We start from the raw sequence: 24,353 nt of genomic DNA, 5'->3' as shown, positions 1-24,353 counted from the left end.
CTTTTACAGCTTGAACACGCCCACCACCTGGTTCAGCTCCTGCGCCTGCTCCTGCAAGGCGTCGGCGGCTGCGGCCGCTTCTTCCACCAGGGCCGCATTCTGCTGGGTTACCTGGTCCATCTGGGCGATGGCCTGGTTGACTTGCTCGATGCCGCTGCGCTGCTCTTCGCTTGCCTGCGCGATTTCGGCCATGATGGTGCTCACTTGCTGCACGCTGGCCACCACGGTGTCCATGGTGGCGCTGGCCTGGCTCACTTGCGCGTGGCCCAGGTCCACCGTGCTGGCGGATGCCTGGATCAAATCCTTGATATCTTTCGCCGCTGCCGTCGAGCGCTGCGCCAGGGTGCGCACTTCCGTGGCGACGACGGCAAAGCCGCGTCCCTGCTCACCGGCGCGCGCCGCTTCCACGGCCGCGTTCAAGGCCAGGATATTCGTCTGGAAGGCGATGCCGTCGATGACGCCGATGATGTCGGCGATCTTGCCTGAGGAACTGCGGATGGCATCCATGGTGCTGGCCACCTGCGCCACGGCGGCGCCGCCTTCTGCTGCCAGGCTGGAGGAGTCGTGCGCGAGCCGGCTTGCCTGCTGGGCATGGTCGACGTTCTGGCGCACGGTGGAACTGAGTTCTTCCATTGACGCGGCTGTTTCTTCCAGCGAACTGGCTTGCTGTTCCGTGCGGCTCGACAAGTCCAGGTTGCCGCTGGCGATTTCACCGGATGCCGTGGCGATTTGCCCGGCGCTGCCGCGCACATTGCTGACCACTTGCGACAAGTTGTCGCTGATGCGGTTCATGGCGAGCAGCAGGCGGCCGATTTCGTCCAGGCTGCTGGTATCGAGGTGCACCGTCAGGTCGCCGGCGGCAATCTGCGCGGCGGCCGTTTCGGCGGCGGCCAGCGGGCGCGACACGAGGGTGCGCACCAGCCAGTACAGCAGCAGGGCGAAGACGAGCAGGGCGATGAAGCCGGAAATGGCCAGCTGGTTGCGCATCTGGCGCGCTTCCAGGGTGATCTCGTCCGTGAACGTGCCGCCCGCGATGATCCATTGCCAATCCTTGAATTGACGGTAAAACAGCTGCTTTTCGCGCGCGAGGGCAGCCGTTTCGCCCGGCGCCGTCCACGTGTAGCGCATGGCGCCATCCTTTTGCGCCAGCATTTCCTGGATGAACAGGCGGCCGTCGCTGGCCTTGAACTCGAGCGCGCTCTTGCCTTCGCTGTTCGGGTGCAGCACCAGGTGGCCGTAGTTGGCGCCGGGGGCCGTGTCGACGATATAGATGTAGCCCGTCTGGCCGATCTTGACCTGGCGAATCTTCTCTTTGAGCATGGCCAGATTCTTGCTGATGTCCAGGCCGATGAACAGCACGCCGACTACCTTGCCAGCCGCATCGCGCACGGGATCATATTGCGTGATGTATTGCTTGCCAAATAAGGTGGCCATGCCAACGAAGCGCTGGCCGGCGCGCAGCGGCGCATAGCTGGGGTGGTTGTGGTCGAGCTGCGTGCCGATGGCCCGTTCGCCATCCTGCTTTTTCAGCGAGGTGCTGATGCGCACGAATTCATCGCCATTGGCGGCAAAAATGGTGGCGATCACGCCCGTTTGCGCCGTGTAGCGGTCGACCACGGCCATGTCGAGGTTGAGCACCTTGCCGCCGTTGGCCAGGGCGGGCGTGGCTTTGCCGGCCACGGCCACCATCGCACCCGCGTCGACCGTGAACGGGCCGGGAAATTCGGCCGCGAACAGGCGCGCAAAGCTGGCCGCCTCGTTGACCATGGCCGTGTGAAACACTTCCGTGGTGGTCATGACGCTATTGAGTTCGCTGGTGACGGCCGCTTCGGCGCGCTGTTCCAGCGCAGCCGAGGTGCGGATGCTGATCAAGGTCGTCAGGCTGGCGAGGATCAGGCTGACCAGGGCAAAGGTAAAAATGGTGATCTTGCCGCCGACACTCCAGTGGCGGGGGGAGAATGATTTTGTAGGCATAGTGTGAGTCTGGCAAAGGGTAATCAGCTCGGCCATTCCTGGTCATGACATGACACGCGGGGAGGGGATCTGGTGGGGAATACTGTTGAAACTGAGGCGCGCCGGCGTTGGGAGCCGCGCGCAGGCAAGCTGGATTTCAGGGCGCGATGATAGCATGTTGCTTGCGTTTTGTTACTAAGTGTTTCCCGCAGGAATCAATTTTTTGCGTAAAAACATCATCCGTATCAAGGATTGTAAAAACGGCCTATTGACTTTTTCGATTTCAATGACGCGTTTGATCTTTGGCGCCGAGGGGCGATGTAATTTTTCTCACGAATGTTTCACTTTGTAATGAATGAGACACCGCCTTTAATTCGCGTTTAAGCTTCCAGGAAGAAACTGATATTCCATGGGAGACTGCCAGGCCGTATCCTGTAGAATAATATGCAGACCAGTCGTGTATTCCCCTTACTGTCTTGCTGGCTGGCGCATGCATGGCTGCGCCGCCTGGAATTGATTCAACTAATTTTCGGAGAAGCCGATGAAGAAGCAAATGATGCTGGTCACCCTGGTGCTTGCCCTGTCAGCCCACGCTGGCGCAGCCCAGACGGACAAGAGCGCCGCTCCTCCGCTACCCATGAAGCCGCTGGCCCAGCAAACGCAGGCCGCCTTGTGGGCATCGCGCGTATTGACGCGCGTCCATTACAAGGCCATGCCGCTCGACGACGCCATGTCGGAGAAGATCTTCGACCGCTATTTCAAGTCCCTGGACGCGGAAAAGCTGTTTTTCGTGCAGGCCGACATCGACCGTTTCGCGCCCTTGCGCACCAAGCTCGATGACGCCATCATCAATGAAGACCTGACGGCGCCGTTTGCCATCTATAACCTGTACCAGCAGCGTTTCGACGAGCGCATGGCGTATGCGCGTGAATTGCTGAAAACCAAGTTCGACTTTACGGCCGATGAGAGCTACCAGATCGACCGCGAAAAGGCCGCCTGGCCGAAGAACGACGAGGAAGTGCGGGACCTGTGGCGCAAGCGCGTCAAGAACGACTGGCTGCGCCTGAAACTGGCGGGCAAGGAAGACAAGGCCATCCGCGAGACGCTGGACAAGCGCTATGAGAGCTACACGACCCGTGCGCGCAAGCTCAACAGCGAAGACGTGTTCCAGATCTTTATGAACTCCTACGCCATGTCGATCGAACCGCATACCAATTACCTGGGTCCGCGCGCTTCGGACAATTTCGACATCGCCATGCGGCTGTCGCTCGAAGGCATCGGCGCCGTGCTGCAGACGCGCGACGAATACACGGTGGTGCGCGAAGTCGTGCCGGGCAGCCCGGCCGGCTTGTCGGGCAAGCTGAAAGTGGGCGACCGCATCGTCGGCGTGGGGCAGGGCGAAAGCGGCCCCATCACCGAAGTGCTGGGCATGCGCATCGACGACGTGGTGCAGCTGATCCGCGGCGCCAAGGATTCCGTGGTGCGCCTCGACATCCTGCCGGCCGACGCCGGCCCGGACGCCAAGCACGTGGTCTTGCCGCTGGTGCGCAAGAAAATCAGCATGGAAGAGCAGGCGGCGAAGAAATCGATCATCGAAGTGCGCGAGAACGGCGTCAAGCGCCGCATCGGCGTCATTTCCCTGCCGACGTTCTACCAGGACTTCGAAGCGCGCCGCCGCGGCGACAAGGACTTCAAAAGCGCCACGCGCGACGTCAGCCGCTTGCTGGCCGAGTTGAAGAAGGACAAGGTCGACAACGTCCTGATCGACTTGCGCAACAATGGCGGCGGATCGCTGAATGAAGCCGTCGAACTGACGGGCCTGTTCATCGACAAGGGCCCTGTCGTGATGCAGCGCAATGCCGAAGGCAAGGTCGAAGTGGAAAGCGATACGAATGCCGGCCTGGCCTGGGATGGCCCGATGGGCGTGCTGATCAACCGCGGCTCGGCATCGGCTTCCGAGATTTTCGCCGCCGCCGTGCAGGACTACGGCCGCGGCGTGATCATCGGCGAAGGCAGCTTTGGCAAGGGCACGGTGCAGACCTTGTTCAACCTCGACCGTTTCGGCGGCAGCGAGAAAGCCCGTTTCGGCGAGCTGAAAATGACCATCGCCCAGTTCTTCCGCATCAATGGCGGCACCACGCAGTTGCGCGGCGTCACGCCTGACATCAAGCTGCCAGCCATGTCGGACGCGGAAAACTTCGGCGAATCGAGCTATGACAATGCCCTGCCATGGGTAGCCATCAAGCCGGCGCCCTACATGCCGACGGGCGACTTGAAGGACATCGTGCCGCTGCTGGACAAGAAGCATGATGCGCGCGTGGCCAAGGACAAGGATTTCCAGTACTTGCTCGATGACATCGCCCTCGTCGTCAAGCAGCGCAAGGAAAACCAGATTTCGCTCAATGAAACCGTGCGCCGCAAGGAGCGCGATGCCCAGGAAGCGCGCGCCAAGGCCCGTGAAAAACGCCTGATCGCGCAGATTTCGAATCCTGCCGACGACCTGGTGGTCATTCCCGATCCGAAAGACGTGCTGAAGGGCGCGAAAGCGGCCAACAAGACGGCCAAGCAGATTGCCGCCGTGAAGGGCGCCTTGCGCACCGACGACGGCTTGCAGGGCGACGAACGGGCCCTGAGCGCGGAACTGGACGCTGAAACGGCCGCGAAGAGCGCCAAGGACGTGCTGCTCAACGAAGCGGCGCGCATCCTGGCCGACGAAGTGGCGCTGATCAAGGCCGATACCCGCCTGGCGTCCAAGGTCTTGCCGTATGGCGCGGACACCAAGGCAACACCGGTGACGGCGGCAAAGTAAGGCTTTTCACGCAGTAAAAAACCGGTTCCTTGCGGAGCCGGTTTTTTTTCGCCCCTGTCAGTTATCTGTCTGGTGTATTTCTATCATTCCAACAATCAATTGGATTGATATGCTGCGATGCAGCATAATTCACTTGTCTCCTCTATTCTCCTCCAAGAAAATAGATTCAGCCCGCTCTTTGTAGCGGGCTTTTTTTTGTCTCAGATTTTGTGCGTGGGCAGTTGCACGTCGGGCTGGGCAGCCAGCAGGGCCGTGATCCAGCCGGCAAACGCTTGCAGCTTGGGCGTGGCCAATCGGCCTTGCGGCGTCAACAGGGACATGGGCATCGGCGTCGGCGAACAGCCGGGCAGCACGGCCACCAGGGCACCGCTGTCGAGGTGCGCGCGCACCTGGTACACGGCCGCCTGCGCCAGGCCCAACCCTTGCAGCGCGCAATCGACGCTGGCGTCCGCGTCGTTGACGGCGATGGGGCCGGCCATCTGTACGCGCACGACCTCCTTGCCTTGAAGAAAATCCCAATCGAAGGCGCGTCCCGTACGGCCCGAGTAATGCATGATGCCCTGGTGCGCGGAAAGGTCCGACAGGGTGTGCGGCGTGCCGTGCCGCGCCAGGTAAGCAGGTGACGCGCAGGTGACGAAGCGCATCAGGCCGACCTGCTTGCCGATGAAGGCGGAATCTTGCAAGGTACCCACGCGCAAGGCGCAATCGATGCCTTCCTGCGTCAGGTCGACCAGGCGGTCTGTCAGGCTCAGCTGCAATTGCACGTCCGGCCAGGCGGCGTGGAATTGCGCGATATGGGTAATGATCAGGCGCCGGCCCACCGTGTTGGGCAAGTTGATGCGCAGCAAGCCACGCGGTTTTTTCGCGTCAGGGCCACGGAAGGCCAGTTCCGCCGTGTCGACGGCTTTCAGGATATCGATGCAATGGCGAAAGTATTCGGCACCTTCCGGCGTCAGCGATAGGCGGCGCGTGGTGCGCTGCAGCAGTTGCGTGCCCAGGTAGGCTTCCAGCTTTTGCAGGGTGGCCGTCAGCGCTGCGCGCGGCAAATTCAAGGTTTCGGCCGCCTTGGAAAAGCTGTTGGCTTCGACGATGCGCACGAAGGTCTGCATGGCCTTGATCTTGTCCATGGGATAGCTTTCATTGTTCATATTATGTGAAAAGTGTAGGGCGATTATGCCCTAATTATCTTTGCCCCGGCTTTGCCTAGAATAGCGACATCCCTATCGAACCGAGGAAACAACATGAACAAGGCCTCACCTTCTGCTCCCCACGACATTGCGCCCGCCATGGTGCTGCTGCTGGCCATCGCTTCCGGCCTGATCGTCGCCAATCTGTATTACGCACAAACCCTCGTCGGGCCGATCAGCGCTTCGACTGGCCTGTCGGCCAAGGCGGCCGGGCTGATCGTCACCCTGACGCAGGTCGGCTATACCCTGGGCCTGCTGTTTGTCGTGCCCCTGGGCGACTTGCTGGAAAACCGCCGCCTGATCATCACGGCCCTGCTGGTGACGGCCACGGCCCTCGTCGTGGCGGCCCTTTCCACGGGCGCCATCGTGTTTCTCGCTGCCGCGCTGGCCATCGGCCTCGGTTCCGTGGCGGCGCAAGTGATCGTGCCGTTTGCCGCCCACCTGTCGCAGGAAGCGACGCGTGGGCAGACGGTGGGCAAGGTGGTCAGCGGCTTGTTGCTGGGCATTATGCTGGCCCGTCCCGTGGCCTCGCTGGTGGCGGCCCATGCCAGCTGGCATGTGGTGTTTGGCGGCGCCGCCGTGCTGATGATGCTGCTGGCGCTCGTGCTGCGCCGCGCCTTGCCCGTGCGCCAGCCCGTGTCGAACATGCGCTATCCGGCCTTGATGGCGTCCTTGTGGCATTTGCTGCTGGGCACGCCCGTGCTGCGCCGCCGCGCCGCCTATCACGCTGGCTTGTTTGGCGCCTTCAGCCTGTTCTGGACCGTCACGCCACTGGTGCTGTCCAGCCCCGCGTTCGGCCTGTCGCAAACGGGTATCGCCATCTTTGCCCTGGTGGGCATGGCTGGCGCCGTTGCCTCGCCCATCGCCGGCCGTCTGGCCGATGCGGGCCACACCTTGCCGGCCACGGCCGCTGCGCTGGCGCTGGGCATCGTCGCCTTTGCCTTGCCGATGCTGGCGCCGGAGTCAAAACATGTGGCGCTGGGGCTGCTGGTCGTCGCTTCCATCGTGCTCGACATGGGCGTGGCCGCGAATCTGGTGCTGGGCCAGCGCGCCATCTTCAGCCTGGGTGCGGAAGTGCGGGGCCGCCTGAACGGCCTGTATTTCGCCCTGTTCTTTGCCGGCGGCGCGGCCGGCTCGGCCATCGGTGCCTGGGTGTACGCCAGTTATGGCTGGCAAGCGACCTTGCTGACAGGCATGGCGTTTCCGGGCCTGGCCCTGCTGGTGTGGCTGGGAGAATTTTTACCGCAAGCCACGCGCCGCACGGCGTGAAACCCTGATGTCCGCTCATTATCACTGACAGGTATTTCTATCATCATGAAGATAAAGTGGCGTGATATGCCGCGATGCCGCAAGATGCACTTGTCTCCTCTATCTCCTCCAAGGAAATAGATTCAGCCCGCTCCCGCAGCGGGCTTTTTTTTTGCCTGTTCAGATCAAATCACCACCAGATCGAGCGCGCGCATGAAGTTGGCCGCTTGCGCATGCGTGATGACGGCGCCCTTCAGCAGCGCCGCGTCGCTCAATTTGAAACCGTCGATATCGGCGCCGCGCAAGTCCGCGCCCTGGAACTTCGCCAGCTTGATCGTGGCGTTGCGCAGGCTGCCGCCTTCGAAGACGGCGTCGCGGAAATCGCAGCCGGCCAGGTAGGCGTCGGAAAAATCCAGCTGTTTGAGTATCGCCTTGCGGAACGAAAAGCCGCGCAGGTCTGCACCCACCAGCAGGCTGTCCTCGAAGGTGAGGCCCAGGTGGGCCACTTCCTCGAACGAGGCGCCCGTCAGCTTGCAGCCGCGGTAGGTGGCCGAAGCCAGCTTGGCGCGCCGCCATTTTGTGTTGTTCAGGTCGCAGCCTTCGAAGCTGGCGTCGACGGCATCGACGGATTCGAAATCGGCGCTGCCCGCGCGGCAGCGGCGCCACGTGCTGCGCGCCAGCTTGCTGGCGAATAAGTTGGTGTCGGCAAAGGTGCAGCGCTCGAAGGTGCAGCCCTGCAAATCGAGGCGCGACAAGTCTTCGCCGTCGAACGCGCAATCGATGAAGTGGCGCACGGGCAGGGCCAGCTGCTGCTCGATGCCGGTCCGGTCCAGGGTCATGCCAGTTACTGCGGTGTCGTGTGTTGCCATCCGTCTCATTCCTAAAATAGAAAGCAGGGGAGGGATGGCGCGGCGGAAAGATGCACGAACCAGAACACCTCCCCGGCTGGTGTAACAGCCAAGGGTCAGCGCCGTGGGTCCGCGAGGGCGGGAGCATGCTGGAAGGGGCCAGGCACTTACCGGGTTACCAACCGGTGCGCTCATTTTCGATCAGCGCGTATTGTAGCTTGTCCGAATCGGCCTTGCCAGTTCTTGCGAAGCCGGGTTAGTATCGTTGCAGGCGCAGCCACTGCGCCAACGTCGCTCGGACGGATCCGGGCGCTTACGTACAGAGATAACCATGACCGACAGCCAAGCTCCGCGCAGCTTTTCGCGCATCAATCGCCTTCCCCCCTACGTTTTCAATATCACCGCCGAACTGAAGATGGCCGCGCGCCGCCGTGGCGAGGACATCATCGACATGTCGATGGGCAATCCCGATGGCGCCACGCCGGCCCACATCGTGGACAAGCTGGTCGAGACGGTGAAACGTCCCGACACGCACGGCTATTCCGCATCAAAAGGTATTCCCCGTTTGCGCCGCGCCATTGCACACTGGTACAAGAAGCGCTACGAGGTCGACATCGACCCGGACAGCGAAGCCATCGTCACCATCGGCTCGAAAGAGGGCCTGGCGCACCTGATGCTGGCGACGCTCGACCGTGGCGACACGGTGCTGGTGCCCAATCCCAGCTACCCGATCCACATCTGGGGCGCCGTCATCGCGGGTGCCGACATCCGCTCCGTGCGCATGGGGCCAGGCGTGGATTTTTTTGCCGAGCTGGAACGGGCGATCCGCGAAAGCTACCCGAAGCCGAAGATGATGGTGCTGGGCTTCCCGTCCAACCCGACCGCGCAATGCGTGGAGCTGGAATTCTTTGAACGGGTGGTCGCGCTGGCGAAACAGCACAATATTCTGGTGGTGCATGACCTGGCGTATGCCGACATCACGTTCGATGGCTGGAAGGCGCCGTCCATCATGCAGGTGCCCGGCGCGCGCGACGTGGCCGTGGAATTTTTCACCATGTCGAAAAGCTACAACATGGCGGGCTGGCGCATCGGTTTCATGGTGGGCAATGCGGAACTGGTGGCGGCTTTGGCGCGCATCAAGAGCTACCACGACTACGGCAGTTTTACTCCAGTGCAAGTGGCGGCGATTGCCGCGCTGGAAGGCGACCAGAGCTGCGTGACGGAAATCTGCGCCCAATACCAGCGCCGCCGCGACGTGCTGGTGAAAGGCTTGCATGAAGCGGGCTGGATGGTGGAAAAACCGAAGGCCTCGATGTATATCTGGGCGCATATCCCGCAAGCGTACCGCCACCTGGGATCGCTGGAGTTCGCCAAGCTGCTGCTGCAAAAAGCCAAGGTCAGCGTGTCGCCCGGCATCGGCTTCGGCGAATACGGCGACGAATACGTGCGCTTCGCCCTGATCGAAAACGAGGCGAGGGTACGGCAAGCGTTGCGAGGCATCAAGAATATGTTGCGTTCTGGCGACGGGAAAACGGAAGCGGCAGCATAAAAGTTGCCGCATGGAATTCTTCGTTGCCCTTAATATCACCGTTGCGTATTTCTGACATCACGAATATAAAGTGGTTTTATATGCTGCAACGCGGCATCATTCATCTGTCTCCTCTATCTTCCTCCAAGGAAATAGATTCAGCCCGCTCCCGCAGCGGGCTTTTTTTTGCTTGTTATATTGGCTATCCCTCCCCATTTCCCGTAAACCGCCGCACCGCCACCTCCCACTGCTGCATCAGGCTGCCCGCCTGGTCGCGGCCGATGGTGGGTAAAAACGTCCTGTCGGCGCGCCAGTGCGACGCCAGCTCTTCCACGCCACGGTATTGGCCGATGGCCAGGCCCGCCAGATAGGCCGCGCCCAGGGCGGTCGTTTCAATCACTTGCGGGCGCACCACGGGGATGCCCAGCAGGTCGGCCTGGAATTGCAGCAGCAGGTTGTTGGCGCAGGCGCCGCCGTCCACGCGCAGCTCGGTGATGGGCGCTTGCGCGTCGCGCGTCATGGCATCCAGCAGAGCGGCGCTCTGGAAGGCGATCGCTTCGAGCGCCGCGCGGGCGATGTGGCCCACCGTGCTGCCCCGGCTCAGGCCCAGGATGGCGCCCTTGGCCGATGGCACCCAGTACGGCGCACCCAGGCCTGTAAACGAGGGCACGAAGACCACGCCGCCCGAATCGGGCACGGAGGCGGCCAGGCCTTCCGCTTCGCCCGCGTGGCCGATGGCGCCCAGGCCGTCGCGCAGCCACTGCACCACGGCGCCGCCGATGAAGACGCTGCCTTCGAGCGCATACGCGGGCTGCGCGCTCACCTGGCAGGCGGCCGTGCTGATCAAACCATGCTGCGATTGCGCGCACTGCTCGCCCGTGTTGAGCAGCAAGAAGCAGCCCGTGCCATAGGTATTCTTGGCCATGCCCGGCGTGAAACAGGTCTGGCCGAACAGCGCCGCCTGCTGGTCGCCGGCGATGCCGCCGATGATGACGGGGCTGCCCAGCACCTCCGCATCCGTTTCGCCATACACGTGGCTCGATGGATGGACGGACGGCAGCAGGCTGGCGGGAATGCCCAGCCAGTCGAGCAGCTGGGCATCCCAGCAGCCTTCATGCAGGTTCCACAGCATGGTGCGCGAAGCGTTGGTGACGTCGCTCACGTGCAGGCGGCCGCCCGTCATCTGCCACGCCAGCCACGTGTCGATGGTGCCGAAGGCCAGTTCGCCGCGCATGGCCCGCGCGCGGGCACCGGGCACGGCGTCGAGTATCCAGCGCAGCTTGGTACCGGAAAAATACGGGTCGAGCACCAGGCCCGTTTTCGCGTGGATGGCGCCGGCCAGGCCCCGCGCGCGCAAGTCCTCGCACAGCGCTTCCGTGCGGCGGTCTTGCCAGACGATGGCGTTGTAGACGGGTTCGCCCGTGGCGCGGTCCCACACCACCGTTGTCTCGCGCTGGTTGGTGATGCCCAGCGCGCCGAGGGCATCTGCCTTCAGGCCTGTCTTGGCCAGTACTTCGCGGCAGGTCGCCAGCTGGCTGTGCCAGATTTCCATCGGGTCGTGTTCGATCCAGCCCGGTTGCGGGAAGAGCTGGCGAAATTCGCGCTGCGCCACGGCGACGATGGCGCCCGTTTCATCGAACACCATGCTGCGCGAACTGGAGGTGCCCTGGTCGAGGGCCAGCAAATACGTCATGCCGCCACCTCTTGCGCCAGATGGGCCGCCAGCCACTGCTGCAGGCGCGCCACGTCGGCCGGCGCGCAGCGCAAACCCAGTTTACTGCGCCGCCACAGGATGTCGTCGCTGCTTCTGGCCCATTCCACTTCGATCAGATAGCACGCCTCGGCCTCATACAGGCCAGGCGCCAGCTGCGCGCCCAGGTCGGCCATCGAAGCGGCGCCCGTCAGCAGGCGCGTGGCGCGGCTGCCGTACGCGCGCGCATAGCGGCGCGCCAGCGCGGGCGGCATCCAGGCGTGATCGCGCTGGAAGCGGGCGAGGAAAGCGTCGAAATCATGGCTGTCCACCAGTCGATTCTCCTGCTGCAGGTCGCCGCCGGGCAGGGGCGCGTGGGCCGTCCAGGCCGGGGCGCCATTCTCCAGCAGGGGCGCCAGCAAGCCCAATGCTTCCTCGGCCAGCTTGCGGTAGGTGGTGATCTTGCCGCCCCAGATATTGAGCAGGGGCGCTCCCGTCGCCGCGTCGCCGCGCGCCACTTCCAGCAGGTAGTCGCGCGTGACAGCCGACGCGTTCTGCGCGCTGTCGTCGAGCAGGGGGCGCACGCCGGAATACGTCCACACGACGTCGGCGGGGCCGATCTCGCGCTTGAAATAGCGGTTCGCAGCCTGGCACAGGTAATCGATCTCCGCCTGGCTGATCTTCACCTGGCTCACTTCCCCCTTGTATTCCTCGTCCGTGGTGCCGATCAGGGTAAAGTCGTCCTGGTAGGGAATGGCGAAGATGATGCGCTGGTCCGGGTTCTGGAAGATATAGGCGTTCGGATGCTCGAACAGGCGCGGCACGATGATGTGGCTGCCCTTGATCAGGCGCAGTCCCTGCGTCTTGCCGCCGCCGGCCGCACCGGCAAATTGCGCCGTCCACGGTCCCGCCGCGTTGACGATGGCGCGTGCACGCAGTGTCTTGCGCTGGCCATCCTCGGCTTGCAGGGTGGCGTGCCAGGCACCGCCATCGCGGCGCGCATCGACGCAGGCCGTGCGCGTGAGGATGTGCGCGCCGTGCTCCTGCGCATCGAGCGCGTTGAGCACCACCAGGCGCGCATCGTCGACCCAGCCGTCCGAGTACACGAAGCCCTTGCGGTAGCCGGCCTTCAGCGGCGCGCCTGCCGCGTGCTTGTCCAGCGCGATGCCTTGCGAGGCGGGCAGGAAGGCCCGCTTGGCCAGGTGGTCGTACAGGAACAGACCCGCGCGTATCATCCAGGCGGGGCGCTGGGCGGCGTCGTGCGGCATGACGAAGCGCATCGGCCACATGATGTGGGGCGCGGCGCGCAGCAGCACTTCGCGTTCCTGCAGCGCCTTGCGTACCAGTTTGAATTCATAGTATTCGAGGTAGCGCAGGCCGCCGTGTATCAGCTTGGTGGATGCGGACGAGGTGTGCTGCGCCAGGTCGTGCTGTTCGCACAGCACCACGCGCAAGCCGCGGCCGGCCGCGTCGCGCGCGATGCCGGCGCCATTGATGCCGCCGCCGACGACCAGCAGGTCGCAGTCGGCGGGCAGGGAGGAAAAGCGGGAAGCGGACATGGAAGGTTCGTCTTGTAAAAGTAAAAGGAAAAAAGCGCCGCCTCAGGCAAGCAGCGACAGCACGGGCGGCAGCACCAGGGCCAGGCCGGCGACCAGCAGCAGCACGAAGACGGCGCGGCGCACGTGCTCGATGGGCAGGCGCGAAGGGTGGCGGCGCGCCAGCCAGGTCAGCCCCGTCACCAGCGGCAAGGCCTCGAGGGTCAGCCACAGGGCCGTCATGCTGAACTGGCCATGCGCCAGCACGAGGGCCAGGCGCAGCACGGCATTCGCGGCGAACAGCACGATCAGCGAATGGCGGATCATGTCGGCCGGCCATGGCTGGCGGTACAGGTGGTACACCATGGGCGGGCCGGCGCTGGCGAACAGGCCGCCCATCACGCCAGACACTCCGCCGAAGAACAGGAAGGCGGGCAGGCCGGATTGCCGTGCACGCGCGCTGGCGCGCAGCACCAGCATGCACGCGCAGACGACGATGGCGCAACCGAGCAGGAAGCGCAGCAGGGTCACTTGCTGCGCGCTGAACCAGCCCAGCAGGGCCACGCCCGCGCCCACGCCCAGCTGGCTGACGGCCAGTGCAGGGCCGAACACGGGCCAGGCCAGCTGCGGGCGCGTGCGGCCAAACGTGATGGCGGCATTCACCAGCACCAGCACGCTGACCACGTTGGCGACATCGCCCAGGCTGGCCAGGTGCAGCACGGCCGTCAGGCCCAGCAGGATCAGGCCGAAGGCAAAGCCCGTCAAGTTCTGCGCGTAACTGGCCAGCGCCACGCAGGCCAGGAACAGCAGATGCGCCGCCACGCTCATGCCAGGCTCATTTCGCCAGCGACAGGAAAAAGTCCTGCTGTGCGCAGCCGCGCCGCACGAACACGGGCGGCTGGCCCAACGGCGCATCGACTTCCACGCGCTGGCCGCCTTCGAAGGCGGCGCCGCTCCACAGGTGGATCCAGGCGTCGCCCTGCGGCAGGTAGGCGCTCCAGCGCGCAGCACCCGCCGCATGCACGGGCGCCACCAGCAGGTCGGGGCCGAACAGATACTGGTCCTGGATGGCGTAGGTGGCGCGGTCGTGCTCATAGTGCAGGAACAGGGGGCGTTGCAGCGGCAGGCCGCGCGCCACGGCATCCTCGGCCAGGGCGCGGATGGTCGGCGCCAGCGCCACGTGCAGCCGCGTCATGCGGGCGAAGTGGCGGAATACCTGTTCATCCTGGTAGAACTGGAAGTTTTCGTCCGGGCGGTTGCCTTCGTGCGTGCGCATCATCGACGTAAACACGGCCATCTCCGTCCAGCGCTGGAACAGTTCGGCCGTGCGCAGGTTGCCGAACAGGCTCGTGTAGCCGCCGATATCGCTGTGGTGGTAGGCGTTGCCCAGGAGGCCGGACGACAGGGCGCCGCAGATCACCGTCTGCAAGCCATCGTGGCGGCTGAAGTCGACCGACTGGTCGCCCGCCCACAGCAGCGGGCAGTGCGCCTGCACGCCCGTGTAGCCGGCGCGCATGAAGAAGGTGGCGTCGCCCGTCTTGCCGGCTGTTTCGATGGCGCGCGCATTGACTTCGGCCCACAGGGTCGGCCAGGCGTTGTGCATCAGGCGCGCATCGACGCCATTGTGCAGGCGCAGGTCGATCGGCAGGTATTCGCCGAAATCGGCCATCCAGCCGGACAGGCCGAAGTCGAGCATTTCCTGGCGCAGGATGCGTTCCTCGAACCACAGCGCAGCGGCCGGGTTGGTGAAGTCGACGACGCCGCAATCGAATTCGCCGAAATCGACCAGGTAGGCGCCGCCATCCATGGCCGTGGCCAGAAAGCCCTGCTGCAGCGCTTCCTGGTACAGGGTGCCGTCGTTGCACAGGTAGGGATTGACGTAGCCGAGGAAGCGGATGTCCTGCCTGGCCAGGTCGGCGATCCAGTTTTTCAGGTCCGGATAGCGCTGCGGCTGCCAGCGCCAGTCCCAGAACAGGCGTTTGCCGAACGAGGTCTGGCGCAAGCCCACCCAGTCTTCGCACCACAGGGCGCTGACGGGCAAGCCGTGCTCCTGCGCTTGCGCGAGGATGGCGCGCGCGTGATCTTCGCCGCCTTTCAGGCCCAGCATGGCGCCATTTTGCAGCCAGGCGGGCAGCTGTGGCTGGCGGCCGAAGCGCTGCGAGACGACGCCGACCAGGTCGACGAAGGTCTCGGCCAGCATGAATTCCAGGCGCTCGGGCATGGCCCAGAATTGCAGTTCGTGGAAATCCGGCTGGCGGAAATCGAAGTCCGCATACGCCGTCGTCTCCGCATGCAGGCAGTAGCGCTGCGAGGAGATAAAGCTCGGCTGCGGATAATTCGTGTGATAGTAGTCGCCGCCCGACTTGGATGTGACGTCCGCCTGCCACGTCAAATGCGTCGACTTGTCGCGGCCCACGCCCGGCTCGGACGTCCACAGGGGGAAGTGGCGGCCGCGCAGGTCGAAGTACGACATCTGCTCTCCGCAGCCCCAGACATGCTCGTCCTGTTCCGCGGGCAGGCGCAGCCACAGGCGGTTCCAGCCCGGCGCCGCGTAGCGCACCACCAGGTGCACGCCATGCGGCTGTGATTGGACGGCCAGCACCAGTTGCGGAGAATCGCCCGCATGGCGCGCAAAGCTCAGGGTGGCGCCGTCGCCATCCTGTGTGACGGCCAGCGCGCGCAGGGCGCTGCGCTCCTCGACGTAATCCTCGATGGCGAAGTTACCTCGGTACATTTCCATGCTTTCGCGGCCCTGGCCGACGAACACGCATGGCGCATCGGCGCCGTGGCGTAGCAGCAAGCGGCCGGCGCAGCGCAGGGCGACGCTGTCATTTTCCTGGTGTAGTGTGTACTGCATGACAATCAACTCCTGTGAAAACCGGCCGCCCGCATGGTGGCGTGGGGCGGGCCGGCGGTGCATCAACAAATAAGCACTAAATTAAAAGACGAGGAACATGCCGGCGGTCAGCTCGACGGGGCTGTAGCCGAAGTAGTTATTGTCCCCCCGGAACTGCAATACGCCCAGCTTGGCATGGCTGTTGTTGGCGATGCGCGTGGCATACGCGTAGAACGACAGGGTCGGCTGGAAGTTGTACAGGTAGCCCAGCGAGTAGGCTGTCGACGTGGGCTTGCCTACGCCATCGCCCGTGTTCGTGCCGAAAGCGCCCCTGGCATTGGCGCCGTCATAGCTGATGTGCGCCAGGCTGCCCTCGATGCGGTGCTTGCCGAGGTCGTAGGCGCCCGAGACGCCGAAGGCATCGGCCGCATAGCCGCCCGCGTTCGACACGCGGTAGGAGGTGTAGGAGCCGCCCAAGGTAAAATCGTGCCACTTGTAGCGCGCGCCGACGATGTCCGTGACCTGGTTGCGCTTGAGGAAGTTCGGCGTGCCCCCCGTGCTGATGTCGTTGCTCTGCTGGTAATCCATGTGCGCATAGCCGAGGAACAGGTCGCCCTTCTTGTACAGCACGTTGGCGGCCCAGCTGCGGCCATCGTTTTCCAGGTCGGTGGCGGAAGACGCCTGCTGGCCGGCCGAATACGACACTTCCGCCGAGATGTTGTTCCAGGTGGGGCTGCGGTAGCGCAGCGCATTGCCGTAGAACAAGGCCGTGCCCGAGTTGTTGCCGGCCAAACTCGTCGTCTTGCTGGCGTTGCCCGTGACGGGATCCTTCAGGTAGCGGCCCAGGGATTCGGGACGCGTGAGCGAGAACAGGGCGCTGAAGTCGTTGGCGCCGTAATTGTGCGCCGAGGCCAGGTCGGCGCCCAGCGAGACCCAGAACGGCGCCATGTACATGGTGCCGCCTTCGATCGAACCCCAGGTGGTCGAGGCAAAGCCGACGGTGGAACCGCGGTTGAACAGCACGGACGAGGTGGTGTTGTTTTGCGTGCCGCCGCCCGCATTGCCGTTGAACAGGTTCAAGCCCGTCTCGACGCCGAAGATGGCCTTGTATTCATCGCTGAAGACCCAGGCGCCCGTGAGGCCCAGGCGGCTGGCCATCTCGCCCTGGTTCAGGCGGTGGTTGGTCAGCTGGCGCCCGCTGGCATCCTTGCCGCGCGAAACTGTATAGCCGATGTCGCCACGGCCGTACAGTTTCCAGTTGAAGCCGGTGACCGGTTTCACGGGCGCCGCTGCCGGTGCGGCAGCCATCGCTGCTGCTGGCTGGGCCGCTTTCGCTTCCATCTGCGCCACCCGGTCCTGCAACTGGGCCAGCATGGCTTTCATGTCGCTCAGTTCGTCGGCGCGCGCGTTAGCGCTAACAAATGGTGCCGAGAGAAGCACGCCGGTGATGGCCGCAGCCAATGTGGTTTTGCGTAAAGTCGTTTGCATGATCCTGTCTCCTGTGTTTTTTATGAGTATGGTTGCTGATCCCTGCCTTGCCTACCTTGAAATAATCAAATCCCTCCCATGCACAAATATTTGATATCGAGGAAGTCGTCCATGCCGTAATGCGAGCCTTCGCGACCCATGCCCGAATGCTTGACGCCGCCGAACGGCGCCATTTCATTGGCGATCATGCCGGTGTTGATGCCGACCATGCCCACTTCCAGTTCTTCCGCCACGCGCCAGACTCTGCCCAGGTCGCGGCTGTAGAAATAGCCGGCCAGGCCGAACTGCGTGGCGTTGGCCATGGCGACGACTTCCTCTTCGCTGCCGAAGCGGAACAGGGGTGCCAGCGGGGCGAAGGTTTCCTCGGTGGCGACCAGCATGTCGCTGTTCGCTTCCAGCACCACGCTGGGCTCGAAGAAGCTGCCGCCCAGCGCGTGGCGCTTGCCGCCGATGGCCAGCTTGCCGCCCTTGGCCAGCGCGTCGGCGATGTGCTGTTCGATCTTGCGCACGGCGTTTTCATCGATCAGCGGGCCTTGCGTGACGCCTGCTTCGGTGCCGGCCCCCAGTTTCAGCTCGGCCACCTTGGCCACCAGGCGGGCGGCGAAGTCGTCGTAGATGCCGTCCTGCACGTAGATGCGGTTGGCGCAGACGCAGGTCTGGCCGCTGTTGCGGTATTTCGACATCAGCACGCCTTCGACGGCCGCGTCGATGTCGGCATCCTCGAAGACGATGAAGGGGGCGTTGCCGCCCAGTTCCAGCGACAGCTTCTTGATCGTGCCGGCCGCCTCGCGCGATAGCCAGGCGCCCACTTCCGTCGATCCCGTAAACGTGATCTTGCGCACCAGGTCGTTATGGCACAGTTCCGTGCCGATGGCCTGCGCCGCGCCCGTCACCACATTGAACACGCCGGGCGGCACGCCGGCGCGCAGCGCCAGTTCGGCCAGGGCCAGGGCCGACAGCGGCGTTTGCGACGCCGGTTTCAGGACCATGCTGCAGCCGGCGGCCAGGGCAGGGCCGGCCTTGCGCGTGATCATGCCGTTCGGGAAATTCCACGGCGTGATGGCCGCGCACACGCCGATCGGCTGCTTGATGACGACGATGCGCTTGTCGTTCGACGGCGGCGCGATCACGTCGCCATACGCGCGCTTGCCTTCCTCGGCAAACCATTCCAGGTAGGCCGCGTTCGAGACGATCTCGCCCTTGGCTTCCGCCAGCGACTTGCCCTGTTCAGTAGTCAATATCAGCGCCAGGTCGTCCGCGTGCTGCAGGATCAGCGCATGCCAGGCGCGCAGCACCGTGGCGCGCGCCTTGACGGTCTGCTTGCGCCACAGCCGGAAGGCCGCGTGCGCGCTGGCGATGGCGCGCCGCGTCTCGGCGGCGCCCATGCGCGGCACGGTGGCGATGACGGCGCCGGTAGCCGGGTTGGTGACATCGATGGTGGCGCCGTCATCGGCGTCGCACCAGGCGCCGTCGATCAGGCATTGCTGTTTCAACAGGTTTGCGTCTTGCAGGTTCAACATGAGGGTTCTCCTTGAATGGGGGCTTAGCCAGCTACAGATACTTGCGCGAGGCCGGCATCGACGATGATGTTCTGGCCCGTGATGCCGTCCGAGTCGTCGGCCGCCAGGAACAGGGCCGTGCGCGCCACGTGGCCCGCGTCGAGCCGGTATTTCAGGCATTGCAGTTCGATGAAGCGGCGGTCTTCTTCCGGATCGCGCCACAGCGCGGCCTGGCGGTCCGTGGCGATGGCGCCCGGCGCGATGGCGTTGACGCGGATATTCTGTTCGCCCAGCTCGCGCGCCAGGGTGCGCGACAGGCCCGCGATACCCGCCTTGGAGGTGGTGTAGCCGACCAGGTTGGGGCGCCCGCGCATCCACGAGATCGAGCCGAGGTTGATGATGGAACCGCCGCCGGCGGCCGCCATGCCTGGCGCCACCTGCTGGATGGCGAACACGTGATGTTTCAAGTTCAGCGCCAGGCAGTTGTCCCAGTATTCGGGCGTCAGTTCGGCCAGCGAATGGCGGTCGTCGCGGCCCGCGTTATTGAGCAGCACGCGGATGGCGCCGAAGCGCGCTTCGACGTCGGCCAGGCTGGCCTGGTAGGCGGCGATGTCGCGGATGTCGCTGTAGACAAAATAGGGCGCGTGCCGGCACAGGGGTGCCAGGCGCGCGGCCAGGGCGGCGCTGGCGTCGCGGTCGATGTCGCAAAAAGCCACTTGCGCGCCTTGCAGGGCGAAGTGCTCGACCAGCGCGGCGCCGATGCCGGAGCCGCCGCCGGAGACGAAGACCACGCGGTCCTGCAGGCTGGGGTAGAGAGTGATGTTGGCGTTCATGCTGTCCTCAGGGTGAAGATCCGGATATCAATCCCGGTAAAGGGGTTCGGGGCGGCCGGCCACGTCCAGGCGCACGGCAAAAAGGCCGCCGGCCTGCGGCTGGCGCGCCAGTTCGTCGTCGCTTGCGCCTTCGCGCGCGCTGGTGATGTACAGGGTGCGCAGGTCGGCGCCGCCAAAGGCGATCATGGTGGGGCGCGTGACGGGCACGCGCACGATGCCGATGATCTCGCCCTGCGGCGAAAAGCGCAGCACCCGGCCGCCTTCGTATTGCGCGCTCCAGTAGCAGCCTTCGGTATCGAGCGCCGCGCCATCGGGGCGGCCGCCGTACACGGCGTCCTCTCCCTTGGCGGGCAGGCGGGCAAACACCTTGCGTTCGCCCATCTGGCCGCTGGCCGCGTCAAAGGCGAAACGGTAGATCACGTGGTTCGGCGTGTCGGACTGGAACAGGGACTGGCCATCGGCCGCGAAGGCGAGGCCATTGCTGACTTTCACGCCAAGATCCTGCTGCGGCCCCCAGCCCAGGCGCGTGGCGCCCCGTTCCAGGCAAAACATGGCAGCCAGTTCCGCCGTGCGCGGCTCGTACATGGCGCCGGCCCAGAAACGCCCGGCGCTGTCGCAGCGGCCATCGTTGAAACGCATGTCGCGGCTGTCGTAGGGGGCGTCGGCCAGCTTGTCGAGCAAGCCTTCCTGCGGATAGAAGCGGTAGAAACCGTCGCGCAGGGCCGCCACCAGGCCGCCCTTTTCAGCCAGGGCGATGCAGCCCGGCTCGCACGGCACCCACCAGACGCGGTCGAGGCTTGTGGCCGGATCGTAGCGGTGCAGGCGGCGCCCGGCGATATCGATCCAGTACAAACACTGCTCGGCCACGCTCCACAGCGGGCATTCACCCAACTGGGCGCGCGCGTCGAGCACGAGTTCGGCTTGCCATTCACGCATGCTGGCTCTCCTCGATGGCCAGGCGCATGGCGATGTGCAGACTCTCGCCGGGCGCCAGCAAGCGCATGCCCGTGTCACGCGCGCCGCGCGCGGCCAGCGCAAACGCGTTATTCGCGTGCGTGACGGGTTCGATGGCGATGAAGCTGCGCTCGTCATTGGGCGCGAAGCACACGAGGTGGCGGCAATTCTCGCTGGCTGACAGCTGCACGCTGTAGTCGCCGTAATCGAGGCTGGCGCGGCCCGTCCAGCCGCTGTAGCAATGGTCGCTGCGCCAACCGGCCACCGGCTGTGGCGTGGCGAATGGCGACGCTTGCGCCACGGGCACGAGGCCGGCCGGCAAGTGGTCATCGCCCATGCTCCACACGCCATCCCATTGCGCCTGCAGGCGCAGGCCGGGCGCCAGCGGAAAGTAGGGGTGAAAACCCAGGCCGGCGGGCATGGCGCGCGTATCGTCATTGCGCACGGATAAAGTCAGGCGCAGGCCGGCAGCGTCGAGCAGCACGGTTTGCCGCGCTTCGCAGGCGAACGGCCAGTCGGCGTCGCCGCCGTGCACCAGCAGCAGTTCGGCGCTGTCGTCCGCACGCGCCGCAACGTGCCAGGCGCGCTGCCAGCCGAAGCCGTGGATGCTGTGCGGCTCGGGCGGGAAGTTGGCGCGCAGCGCATGCGTCTGTTCCTGCGCCTGCAGCACGGCGTTGCCGATGCGGTTCGAATACGGCGCCAAAGGGTAGCAGGCCATCTGCCGCACGTCGGCAGCGGCTGGCGCGGCGCGCAGGATGTCGCGCCCGCGCCAGCGGAAAGCCGCCAGCGCGCCACCCGTGGCCGGGTGGACGTCGGCGCGGCAGTCGCCGTGCGCCAGGGTGAAGGGAGACTGGTGGTCCATTCTCAGCCCTTCAAGCCGCCCGAGGTCAGGCCGCTGACGACCTTTTCCTGGAAGATCACGATCAGCACGACGATGGGCACGATGGCCACCACCAGTGCCGCCGAAATGATCGGCCATGGGAAGGCGAACTCGCCCTGGTACAACTGGATGCCGACGGGCAGGGTGCGGTAGGCCACGGCCGAATTCATCGACAGCGCCAGCAGGAACTCGTCCCAGGAATTTACAAACGCGAGGATGGCGGCCGTCGCCACGCCAGGGGCGGCCAGCGGCAGCACGATGCGCCACAGGGCGCTCAGGCGGGTGCAGCCGTCGAGCATGGCCGCGTTCTCGATGTCGCGCGGGATATCCTGGAAAAAGCTCACCATCATCAGGGTGCAGATGGGCAGGTTCAGCACCGTGTACGGCAGCACCAGCGCCCAGTAGGAGTTCAGCAAGCCCAGGCTGCGCATGATTTCAAACAGCGGCACCATCAGGGTCACCAGCGGGAACATCGACACGCCGATGATGGCAGTGAGGATCAGGCCGCGGAAGCGCAGGCGCAAGCGGGCAATCGCATACGCGGCCAGCGCGCTGATGAACAGGCTGAGCAGGGTCGACAGGCCGGCCACGATCAGGCTGTTGGTCAGGAACGTCAGCAGCGGCTGGTCCTGGAAGGCTGAGATGAAATTGCCGATGGTCGGTTCGTGCGGCCAGTAGGTGATCGGCTTTTGCGTCAGTTCGCTTTCGGTCTTGAGCGAGGTAAACAGGATCCACAGGGCGGGGAAGACGCCGTTGAGGAGGATGATCGCGGCGGCGAACCAGCGCAGGCGCTTCGATGAAAACAGGCCGCTCATTCTTTGTCTCCTCTTACATATTTCAGATACACAAACGTGGTGGCCATCGACAGCAGGAACATGAAGACCGCCAGGGTCGAGCCGTAGCCCACGTCGAGGTAGTCGACGGTATTGGACTGGATGTACATGGCCAGGGTCTTGGTTTCGTCGCCAGGGCCGGGCATGTTGTAGGGAATATCGAAGGACTGGATGGCCGTCAGTGTGCGGAAGATCAGCGCCACCAGCATCGATGGCACCAGCAGGGGCAGGGTCACTTCCGTGAATTGCTTCCATTTGCTGGCGCCGTCCACTTCGGCCGCTTCATACAGCGAGGCGGGGATGGTCTGCAGGCCGGCCAGCAAAATGAGCGCCATGAACGACGAGGTTTTCCAGATGGTCGTGATGCAGATGGCGGCCATGGTCAGCGCGGGCGAATTGAACCAGATCTGCGGTTCCCAGCCCAGGCCGGGGATCAAGAGGTCGATGCGGCGGATGATGTCGTTCACCAGGCCGTATTCGCTGTGGAAGAACCAGGCGAAGATCAGGCCGACGAAGGCCAGCGGCAAGGCCCACGGCAGCAGCAGCGCCAGGCGCACGGGCCAGCGGTATTTGAACGGCATGTTGGCCAGCATGGCCAGGCCCAGGCCCGCCACCAGCGCGCCCGGCACGGTGACGACGGTGATGATGACGGTGTTTTTCAAGGACTTCCAGAACAGGCTGTCTTCCAGCGCCATCTTGTAGTTGTCCAGGCCCACGAAACTGGGCAGGCTGCCGCCGGACAGGCGGATGTCGAAAAAGCTGTTGTAGATCAATTTGCTGACCGGGTAGGCCACGATCAGCAGTAAAAAGAGAATCGCCGGCGTCAGCAGGACCCAGGCCAGCGTTGTTTCGCTGGGGTCCGTGATGCGGCTTTTCAGGGTGCGTTGCCTCATGATTTCCTCGTCTGTTGCGGTGTGCGTATGCGTGTGCCGCCCGCGCCGCCGTCGTGGCGGCACGGGTTCGGTCTCCTTAGCGCAGGATGCGCTTGACCCGGTTTTCGATCTCGGCCACGCCCGCCGCCGGCGTTTTCACGCCCGCCATCACGGCATTCGTGTTGACGCGCACGGCTTCGGACACTTCGCTGTAGCGCGGCGTGACGGGACGCGAACGGGCGCTTTGCACCACCGGCAAGGCATCGGCGAACCAGCCATTGACGGCCAGCACTTCCTTGTCCTGGTAGACGGACGGGTAGACGGGCAGGTTGGATGCCTTGATGGCCAGCTGCTTCGACACTTCCGGGCTCGACAGCCAACGCACCAGCTTGGCCGATGCTTCCTTGTTTTTCGAGAATGAAGACACGGCCCACTGCCAGCCGCCGATGCACGAGGCAGGTTTGCCGCCCGCCATGGCCGGCAGGCTGACAACGCCGACTTTATCCTTCACGCTGCTGTCGGCGCCATCCTGGAAGTGATTCCAGGCATAGCCCCAGTTGACGGCAAACAACACGTTGCCGGCCTGGAATTCCTTGCGCGTATCGTCGGTGGCCACTTCGGCGATATTCTTTTTCGCCACGCCCTGGTCGACCAGCTTGCGCCACATGGCCAGGCCCGCTTCCGCCTTGGGCTTGTCCAGGGTCAGCTTGCCATTGGTGACCAGTTCGCCGCCCTGGCTCCAGTACGGCAACAAAAAGGTGCAGACGGCGCCTTCGATGGCCTTGCCCTGGAAGCTGATGCCTTGCAGTTCCGGATTCTTTTCGCCGGCCTGGATGGTGCGTGCCACGCTGGCCAGCTCATCCCAGGTTTTTGGCGCCGCCAGCTTGTACTTGGCCAGCAAGTCCTTGCGGTAGTAGAGAAACATGGCGTCGGCAAAGGCGGGCAGGGCCACGACCTTGTTGTCGACCATATTGGCTTGCTTGTAGGCGGGCAAGTACTGGCCCATGATCTTGTCGCGGTCGGCGCCCAGGTATTTGTCCAGGCTTTCGATCCAGCCGGCCGACGCGTACTGGGCCGGGCGGATGATGTCGATCAGGAATACGTCCAGGGTGGTGTCGCCGGCCGACAATACCGTGTTCAGGTATTTCTGCTGCAGTTCGGACGTGGCGCCGCCCGTTTCCAGGTCGATCTTGACGCCGGGATTGGCGGCCATGAACTTGGCGAACAGTTCGCGCATGACTTCGGGGCGCTCCTGGCCGCCGACGAACACCTTGACGGTTTGCGCGTGCGCGCCGATGGCAAGGACGAAAGTGGCGCCGAGCGCCAGGACGAGGGATTTGATACGCATGATGTTGTCTCC

18 protein-coding genes are annotated in these 24,353 nt (G+C 64.3%); 3 read left to right on the top strand and 15 right to left on the bottom strand.

What is annotated here, in order from left to right; all coding sequences use genetic code 11:
• Nucleotides 1-3 precede the first annotated feature (3 nt).
• Nucleotides 4-1,974, bottom strand: coding sequence for a methyl-accepting chemotaxis protein (locus CSQ92_RS09910; RefSeq protein WP_180276982.1), 1,971 nt, complete (start codon nucleotides 1,972-1,974; stop codon nucleotides 4-6).
• A gap of 520 nt (nucleotides 1,975-2,494) precedes the next feature.
• On the opposite strand from CSQ92_RS09910, the gene CSQ92_RS09905 reads away from it, so the two are divergent.
• Nucleotides 2,495-4,762, top strand: a complete 2,268-nt coding sequence (locus CSQ92_RS09905) for a carboxy terminal-processing peptidase (protein ID WP_099394016.1) — start codon at nucleotides 2,495-2,497, stop codon at nucleotides 4,760-4,762.
• A 200-nt stretch (nucleotides 4,763-4,962) separates the two neighbouring features.
• On the opposite strand, the gene CSQ92_RS09900 is transcribed toward CSQ92_RS09905, so the two are convergent.
• Nucleotides 4,963-5,889 carry a LysR family transcriptional regulator gene (locus CSQ92_RS09900; protein ID WP_099394015.1) on the bottom strand — a complete coding sequence of 309 codons (927 nt, stop codon included), beginning with the start codon at nucleotides 5,887-5,889 and terminating at the stop codon, nucleotides 4,963-4,965.
• Nucleotides 5,890-6,003: 114 nt separating this feature from the next.
• Between CSQ92_RS09900 and CSQ92_RS09895 the strand changes: the two genes are divergently transcribed.
• Complete coding sequence (locus CSQ92_RS09895) at nucleotides 6,004-7,218, top strand: MFS transporter (RefSeq protein WP_099394014.1); 1,215 nt, start codon at nucleotides 6,004-6,006, stop codon at nucleotides 7,216-7,218.
• A gap of 164 nt (nucleotides 7,219-7,382) precedes the next feature.
• Here CSQ92_RS09895 and CSQ92_RS09890 read toward each other — a convergent pair whose 3' ends face one another.
• Entirely contained in the window at nucleotides 7,383-8,066 is a 684-nt protein-coding gene (locus tag CSQ92_RS09890) for a pentapeptide repeat-containing protein (protein ID WP_373606024.1), read from the bottom strand.
• 310 nt (nucleotides 8,067-8,376) lie between these two features.
• Here CSQ92_RS09890 and alaC point away from each other — a divergent pair, with 310 nt between their 5' ends.
• Nucleotides 8,377-9,594, top strand: coding sequence for an alanine transaminase (gene alaC, locus CSQ92_RS09885; RefSeq protein ID WP_034778578.1), 1,218 nt, complete (start codon nucleotides 8,377-8,379; stop codon nucleotides 9,592-9,594).
• Between the two features lie 181 nt (nucleotides 9,595-9,775).
• Here the strand turns inward: alaC and glpK are convergent, their stop codons facing one another.
• From glpK to CSQ92_RS09825, 12 genes are all read right to left on the bottom strand, one after another.
• Nucleotides 9,776-11,266, bottom strand: coding sequence for a glycerol kinase GlpK (gene glpK, locus CSQ92_RS09880; RefSeq protein ID WP_099394012.1), 1,491 nt, complete (start codon nucleotides 11,264-11,266; stop codon nucleotides 9,776-9,778).
• Nucleotides 11,263-12,822, bottom strand: coding sequence for a glycerol-3-phosphate dehydrogenase (gene glpD, locus CSQ92_RS09875; RefSeq protein ID WP_099394011.1), 1,560 nt, complete (start codon nucleotides 12,820-12,822; stop codon nucleotides 11,263-11,265). Before glpD ends, glpK begins: the two co-directional genes overlap by 4 nt.
• 42 nt (nucleotides 12,823-12,864) lie before the next feature.
• Nucleotides 12,865-13,626 (bottom strand): TSUP family transporter, encoded by a 762-nt coding sequence (locus CSQ92_RS09870; protein WP_099394010.1) that lies wholly within the window; start codon nucleotides 13,624-13,626, stop codon nucleotides 12,865-12,867.
• Nucleotides 13,627-13,633: 7 nt separating this feature from the next.
• Nucleotides 13,634-15,655, bottom strand: coding sequence for an alpha-glucosidase (locus CSQ92_RS09865; RefSeq protein WP_099394009.1), 2,022 nt, complete (start codon nucleotides 15,653-15,655; stop codon nucleotides 13,634-13,636).
• Nucleotides 15,656-15,736: 81 nt separating this feature from the next.
• The gene (locus CSQ92_RS09860) at nucleotides 15,737-17,122 is read right to left on the bottom strand and encodes a porin (RefSeq protein ID WP_099394008.1); all 1,386 of its coding nucleotides are present in this window, start codon (nucleotides 17,120-17,122) and stop codon (nucleotides 15,737-15,739) included.
• A 65-nt stretch (nucleotides 17,123-17,187) separates the two neighbouring features.
• The gene (locus CSQ92_RS09855) at nucleotides 17,188-18,642 is read right to left on the bottom strand and encodes an NAD-dependent succinate-semialdehyde dehydrogenase (protein ID WP_099394007.1); all 1,455 of its coding nucleotides are present in this window, start codon (nucleotides 18,640-18,642) and stop codon (nucleotides 17,188-17,190) included.
• 23 nt (nucleotides 18,643-18,665) lie between these two features.
• Nucleotides 18,666-19,454, bottom strand: coding sequence for an SDR family NAD(P)-dependent oxidoreductase (locus CSQ92_RS09850; protein ID WP_034778564.1), 789 nt, complete (start codon nucleotides 19,452-19,454; stop codon nucleotides 18,666-18,668).
• A 27-nt stretch (nucleotides 19,455-19,481) separates the two neighbouring features.
• Nucleotides 19,482-20,390, bottom strand: coding sequence for an SMP-30/gluconolactonase/LRE family protein (locus CSQ92_RS09845; protein WP_099394006.1), 909 nt, complete (start codon nucleotides 20,388-20,390; stop codon nucleotides 19,482-19,484).
• Complete coding sequence (locus tag CSQ92_RS09840; protein ID WP_180276981.1) at nucleotides 20,383-21,270, bottom strand: aldose 1-epimerase; 888 nt, start codon at nucleotides 21,268-21,270, stop codon at nucleotides 20,383-20,385. Before CSQ92_RS09840 ends, CSQ92_RS09845 begins: the two co-directional genes overlap by 8 nt.
• A gap of 2 nt (nucleotides 21,271-21,272) precedes the next feature.
• Nucleotides 21,273-22,103 (bottom strand): carbohydrate ABC transporter permease, encoded by an 831-nt coding sequence (locus CSQ92_RS09835; RefSeq protein ID WP_099394004.1) that lies wholly within the window; start codon nucleotides 22,101-22,103, stop codon nucleotides 21,273-21,275.
• Nucleotides 22,100-23,014, bottom strand: coding sequence for a carbohydrate ABC transporter permease (locus CSQ92_RS09830; RefSeq protein ID WP_034755235.1), 915 nt, complete (start codon nucleotides 23,012-23,014; stop codon nucleotides 22,100-22,102). The genes CSQ92_RS09835 and CSQ92_RS09830 overlap by 4 nt, the downstream gene beginning before the upstream one ends.
• A gap of 76 nt (nucleotides 23,015-23,090) precedes the next feature.
• Entirely contained in the window at nucleotides 23,091-24,341 is a 1,251-nt protein-coding gene (locus tag CSQ92_RS09825) for an ABC transporter substrate-binding protein (protein ID WP_099394003.1), read from the bottom strand.
• Nucleotides 24,342-24,353 lie beyond the last annotated feature (12 nt).

Origin of the sequence: Janthinobacterium sp. BJB446, assembly GCF_002735655.1 — a bacterium.
Taxonomy (GTDB): Bacteria; Pseudomonadota; Gammaproteobacteria; order Burkholderiales; family Burkholderiaceae_D; genus Janthinobacterium; species Janthinobacterium lividum.
The sequence above is the reverse complement of the archived record's forward strand: the minus strand, read 5'-3'. Positions and strand labels throughout refer to the sequence as shown.

What these genes read in the sequence shown, in the direction of transcription:
- alaC (WP_034778578.1), top strand. Translation starts at nt 8,377, where the DNA reads ATGACCGACAGCCAAGCTCCGCGCAGCTTTTCGCGCATCAATCGCCTT.
- CSQ92_RS09890 (WP_373606024.1), bottom strand. Translation starts at nt 8,066, where the DNA reads ATGGCAACACACGACACCGCAGTAACTGGCATGACCCTGGACCGGACC.
- CSQ92_RS09900 (WP_099394015.1), bottom strand. Translation starts at nt 5,889, where the DNA reads ATGGACAAGATCAAGGCCATGCAGACCTTCGTGCGCATCGTCGAAGCC.
- CSQ92_RS09865 (WP_099394009.1), bottom strand. Translation starts at nt 15,655, where the DNA reads ATGCAGTACACACTACACCAGGAAAATGACAGCGTCGCCCTGCGCTGC.
- CSQ92_RS09855 (WP_099394007.1), bottom strand. Translation starts at nt 18,642, where the DNA reads ATGTTGAACCTGCAAGACGCAAACCTGTTGAAACAGCAATGCCTGATC.
- CSQ92_RS09830 (WP_034755235.1), bottom strand. Translation starts at nt 23,014, where the DNA reads ATGAGGCAACGCACCCTGAAAAGCCGCATCACGGACCCCAGCGAAACA.
- CSQ92_RS09905 (WP_099394016.1), top strand. Translation starts at nt 2,495, where the DNA reads ATGAAGAAGCAAATGATGCTGGTCACCCTGGTGCTTGCCCTGTCAGCC.
- CSQ92_RS09910 (WP_180276982.1), bottom strand. Translation starts at nt 1,974, where the DNA reads ATGCCTACAAAATCATTCTCCCCCCGCCACTGGAGTGTCGGCGGCAAG.
- CSQ92_RS09840 (WP_180276981.1), bottom strand. Translation starts at nt 21,270, where the DNA reads ATGGACCACCAGTCTCCCTTCACCCTGGCGCACGGCGACTGCCGCGCC.
- glpD (WP_099394011.1), bottom strand. Translation starts at nt 12,822, where the DNA reads ATGTCCGCTTCCCGCTTTTCCTCCCTGCCCGCCGACTGCGACCTGCTG.
- CSQ92_RS09870 (WP_099394010.1), bottom strand. Translation starts at nt 13,626, where the DNA reads ATGAGCGTGGCGGCGCATCTGCTGTTCCTGGCCTGCGTGGCGCTGGCC.
- CSQ92_RS09835 (WP_099394004.1), bottom strand. Translation starts at nt 22,103, where the DNA reads ATGAGCGGCCTGTTTTCATCGAAGCGCCTGCGCTGGTTCGCCGCCGCG.
- CSQ92_RS09860 (WP_099394008.1), bottom strand. Translation starts at nt 17,122, where the DNA reads ATGCAAACGACTTTACGCAAAACCACATTGGCTGCGGCCATCACCGGC.
- CSQ92_RS09845 (WP_099394006.1), bottom strand. Translation starts at nt 20,390, where the DNA reads ATGCGTGAATGGCAAGCCGAACTCGTGCTCGACGCGCGCGCCCAGTTG.
- CSQ92_RS09825 (WP_099394003.1), bottom strand. Translation starts at nt 24,341, where the DNA reads ATGCGTATCAAATCCCTCGTCCTGGCGCTCGGCGCCACTTTCGTCCTT.
- CSQ92_RS09850 (WP_034778564.1), bottom strand. Translation starts at nt 19,454, where the DNA reads ATGAACGCCAACATCACTCTCTACCCCAGCCTGCAGGACCGCGTGGTC.
- CSQ92_RS09895 (WP_099394014.1), top strand. Translation starts at nt 6,004, where the DNA reads ATGAACAAGGCCTCACCTTCTGCTCCCCACGACATTGCGCCCGCCATG.
- glpK (WP_099394012.1), bottom strand. Translation starts at nt 11,266, where the DNA reads ATGACGTATTTGCTGGCCCTCGACCAGGGCACCTCCAGTTCGCGCAGC.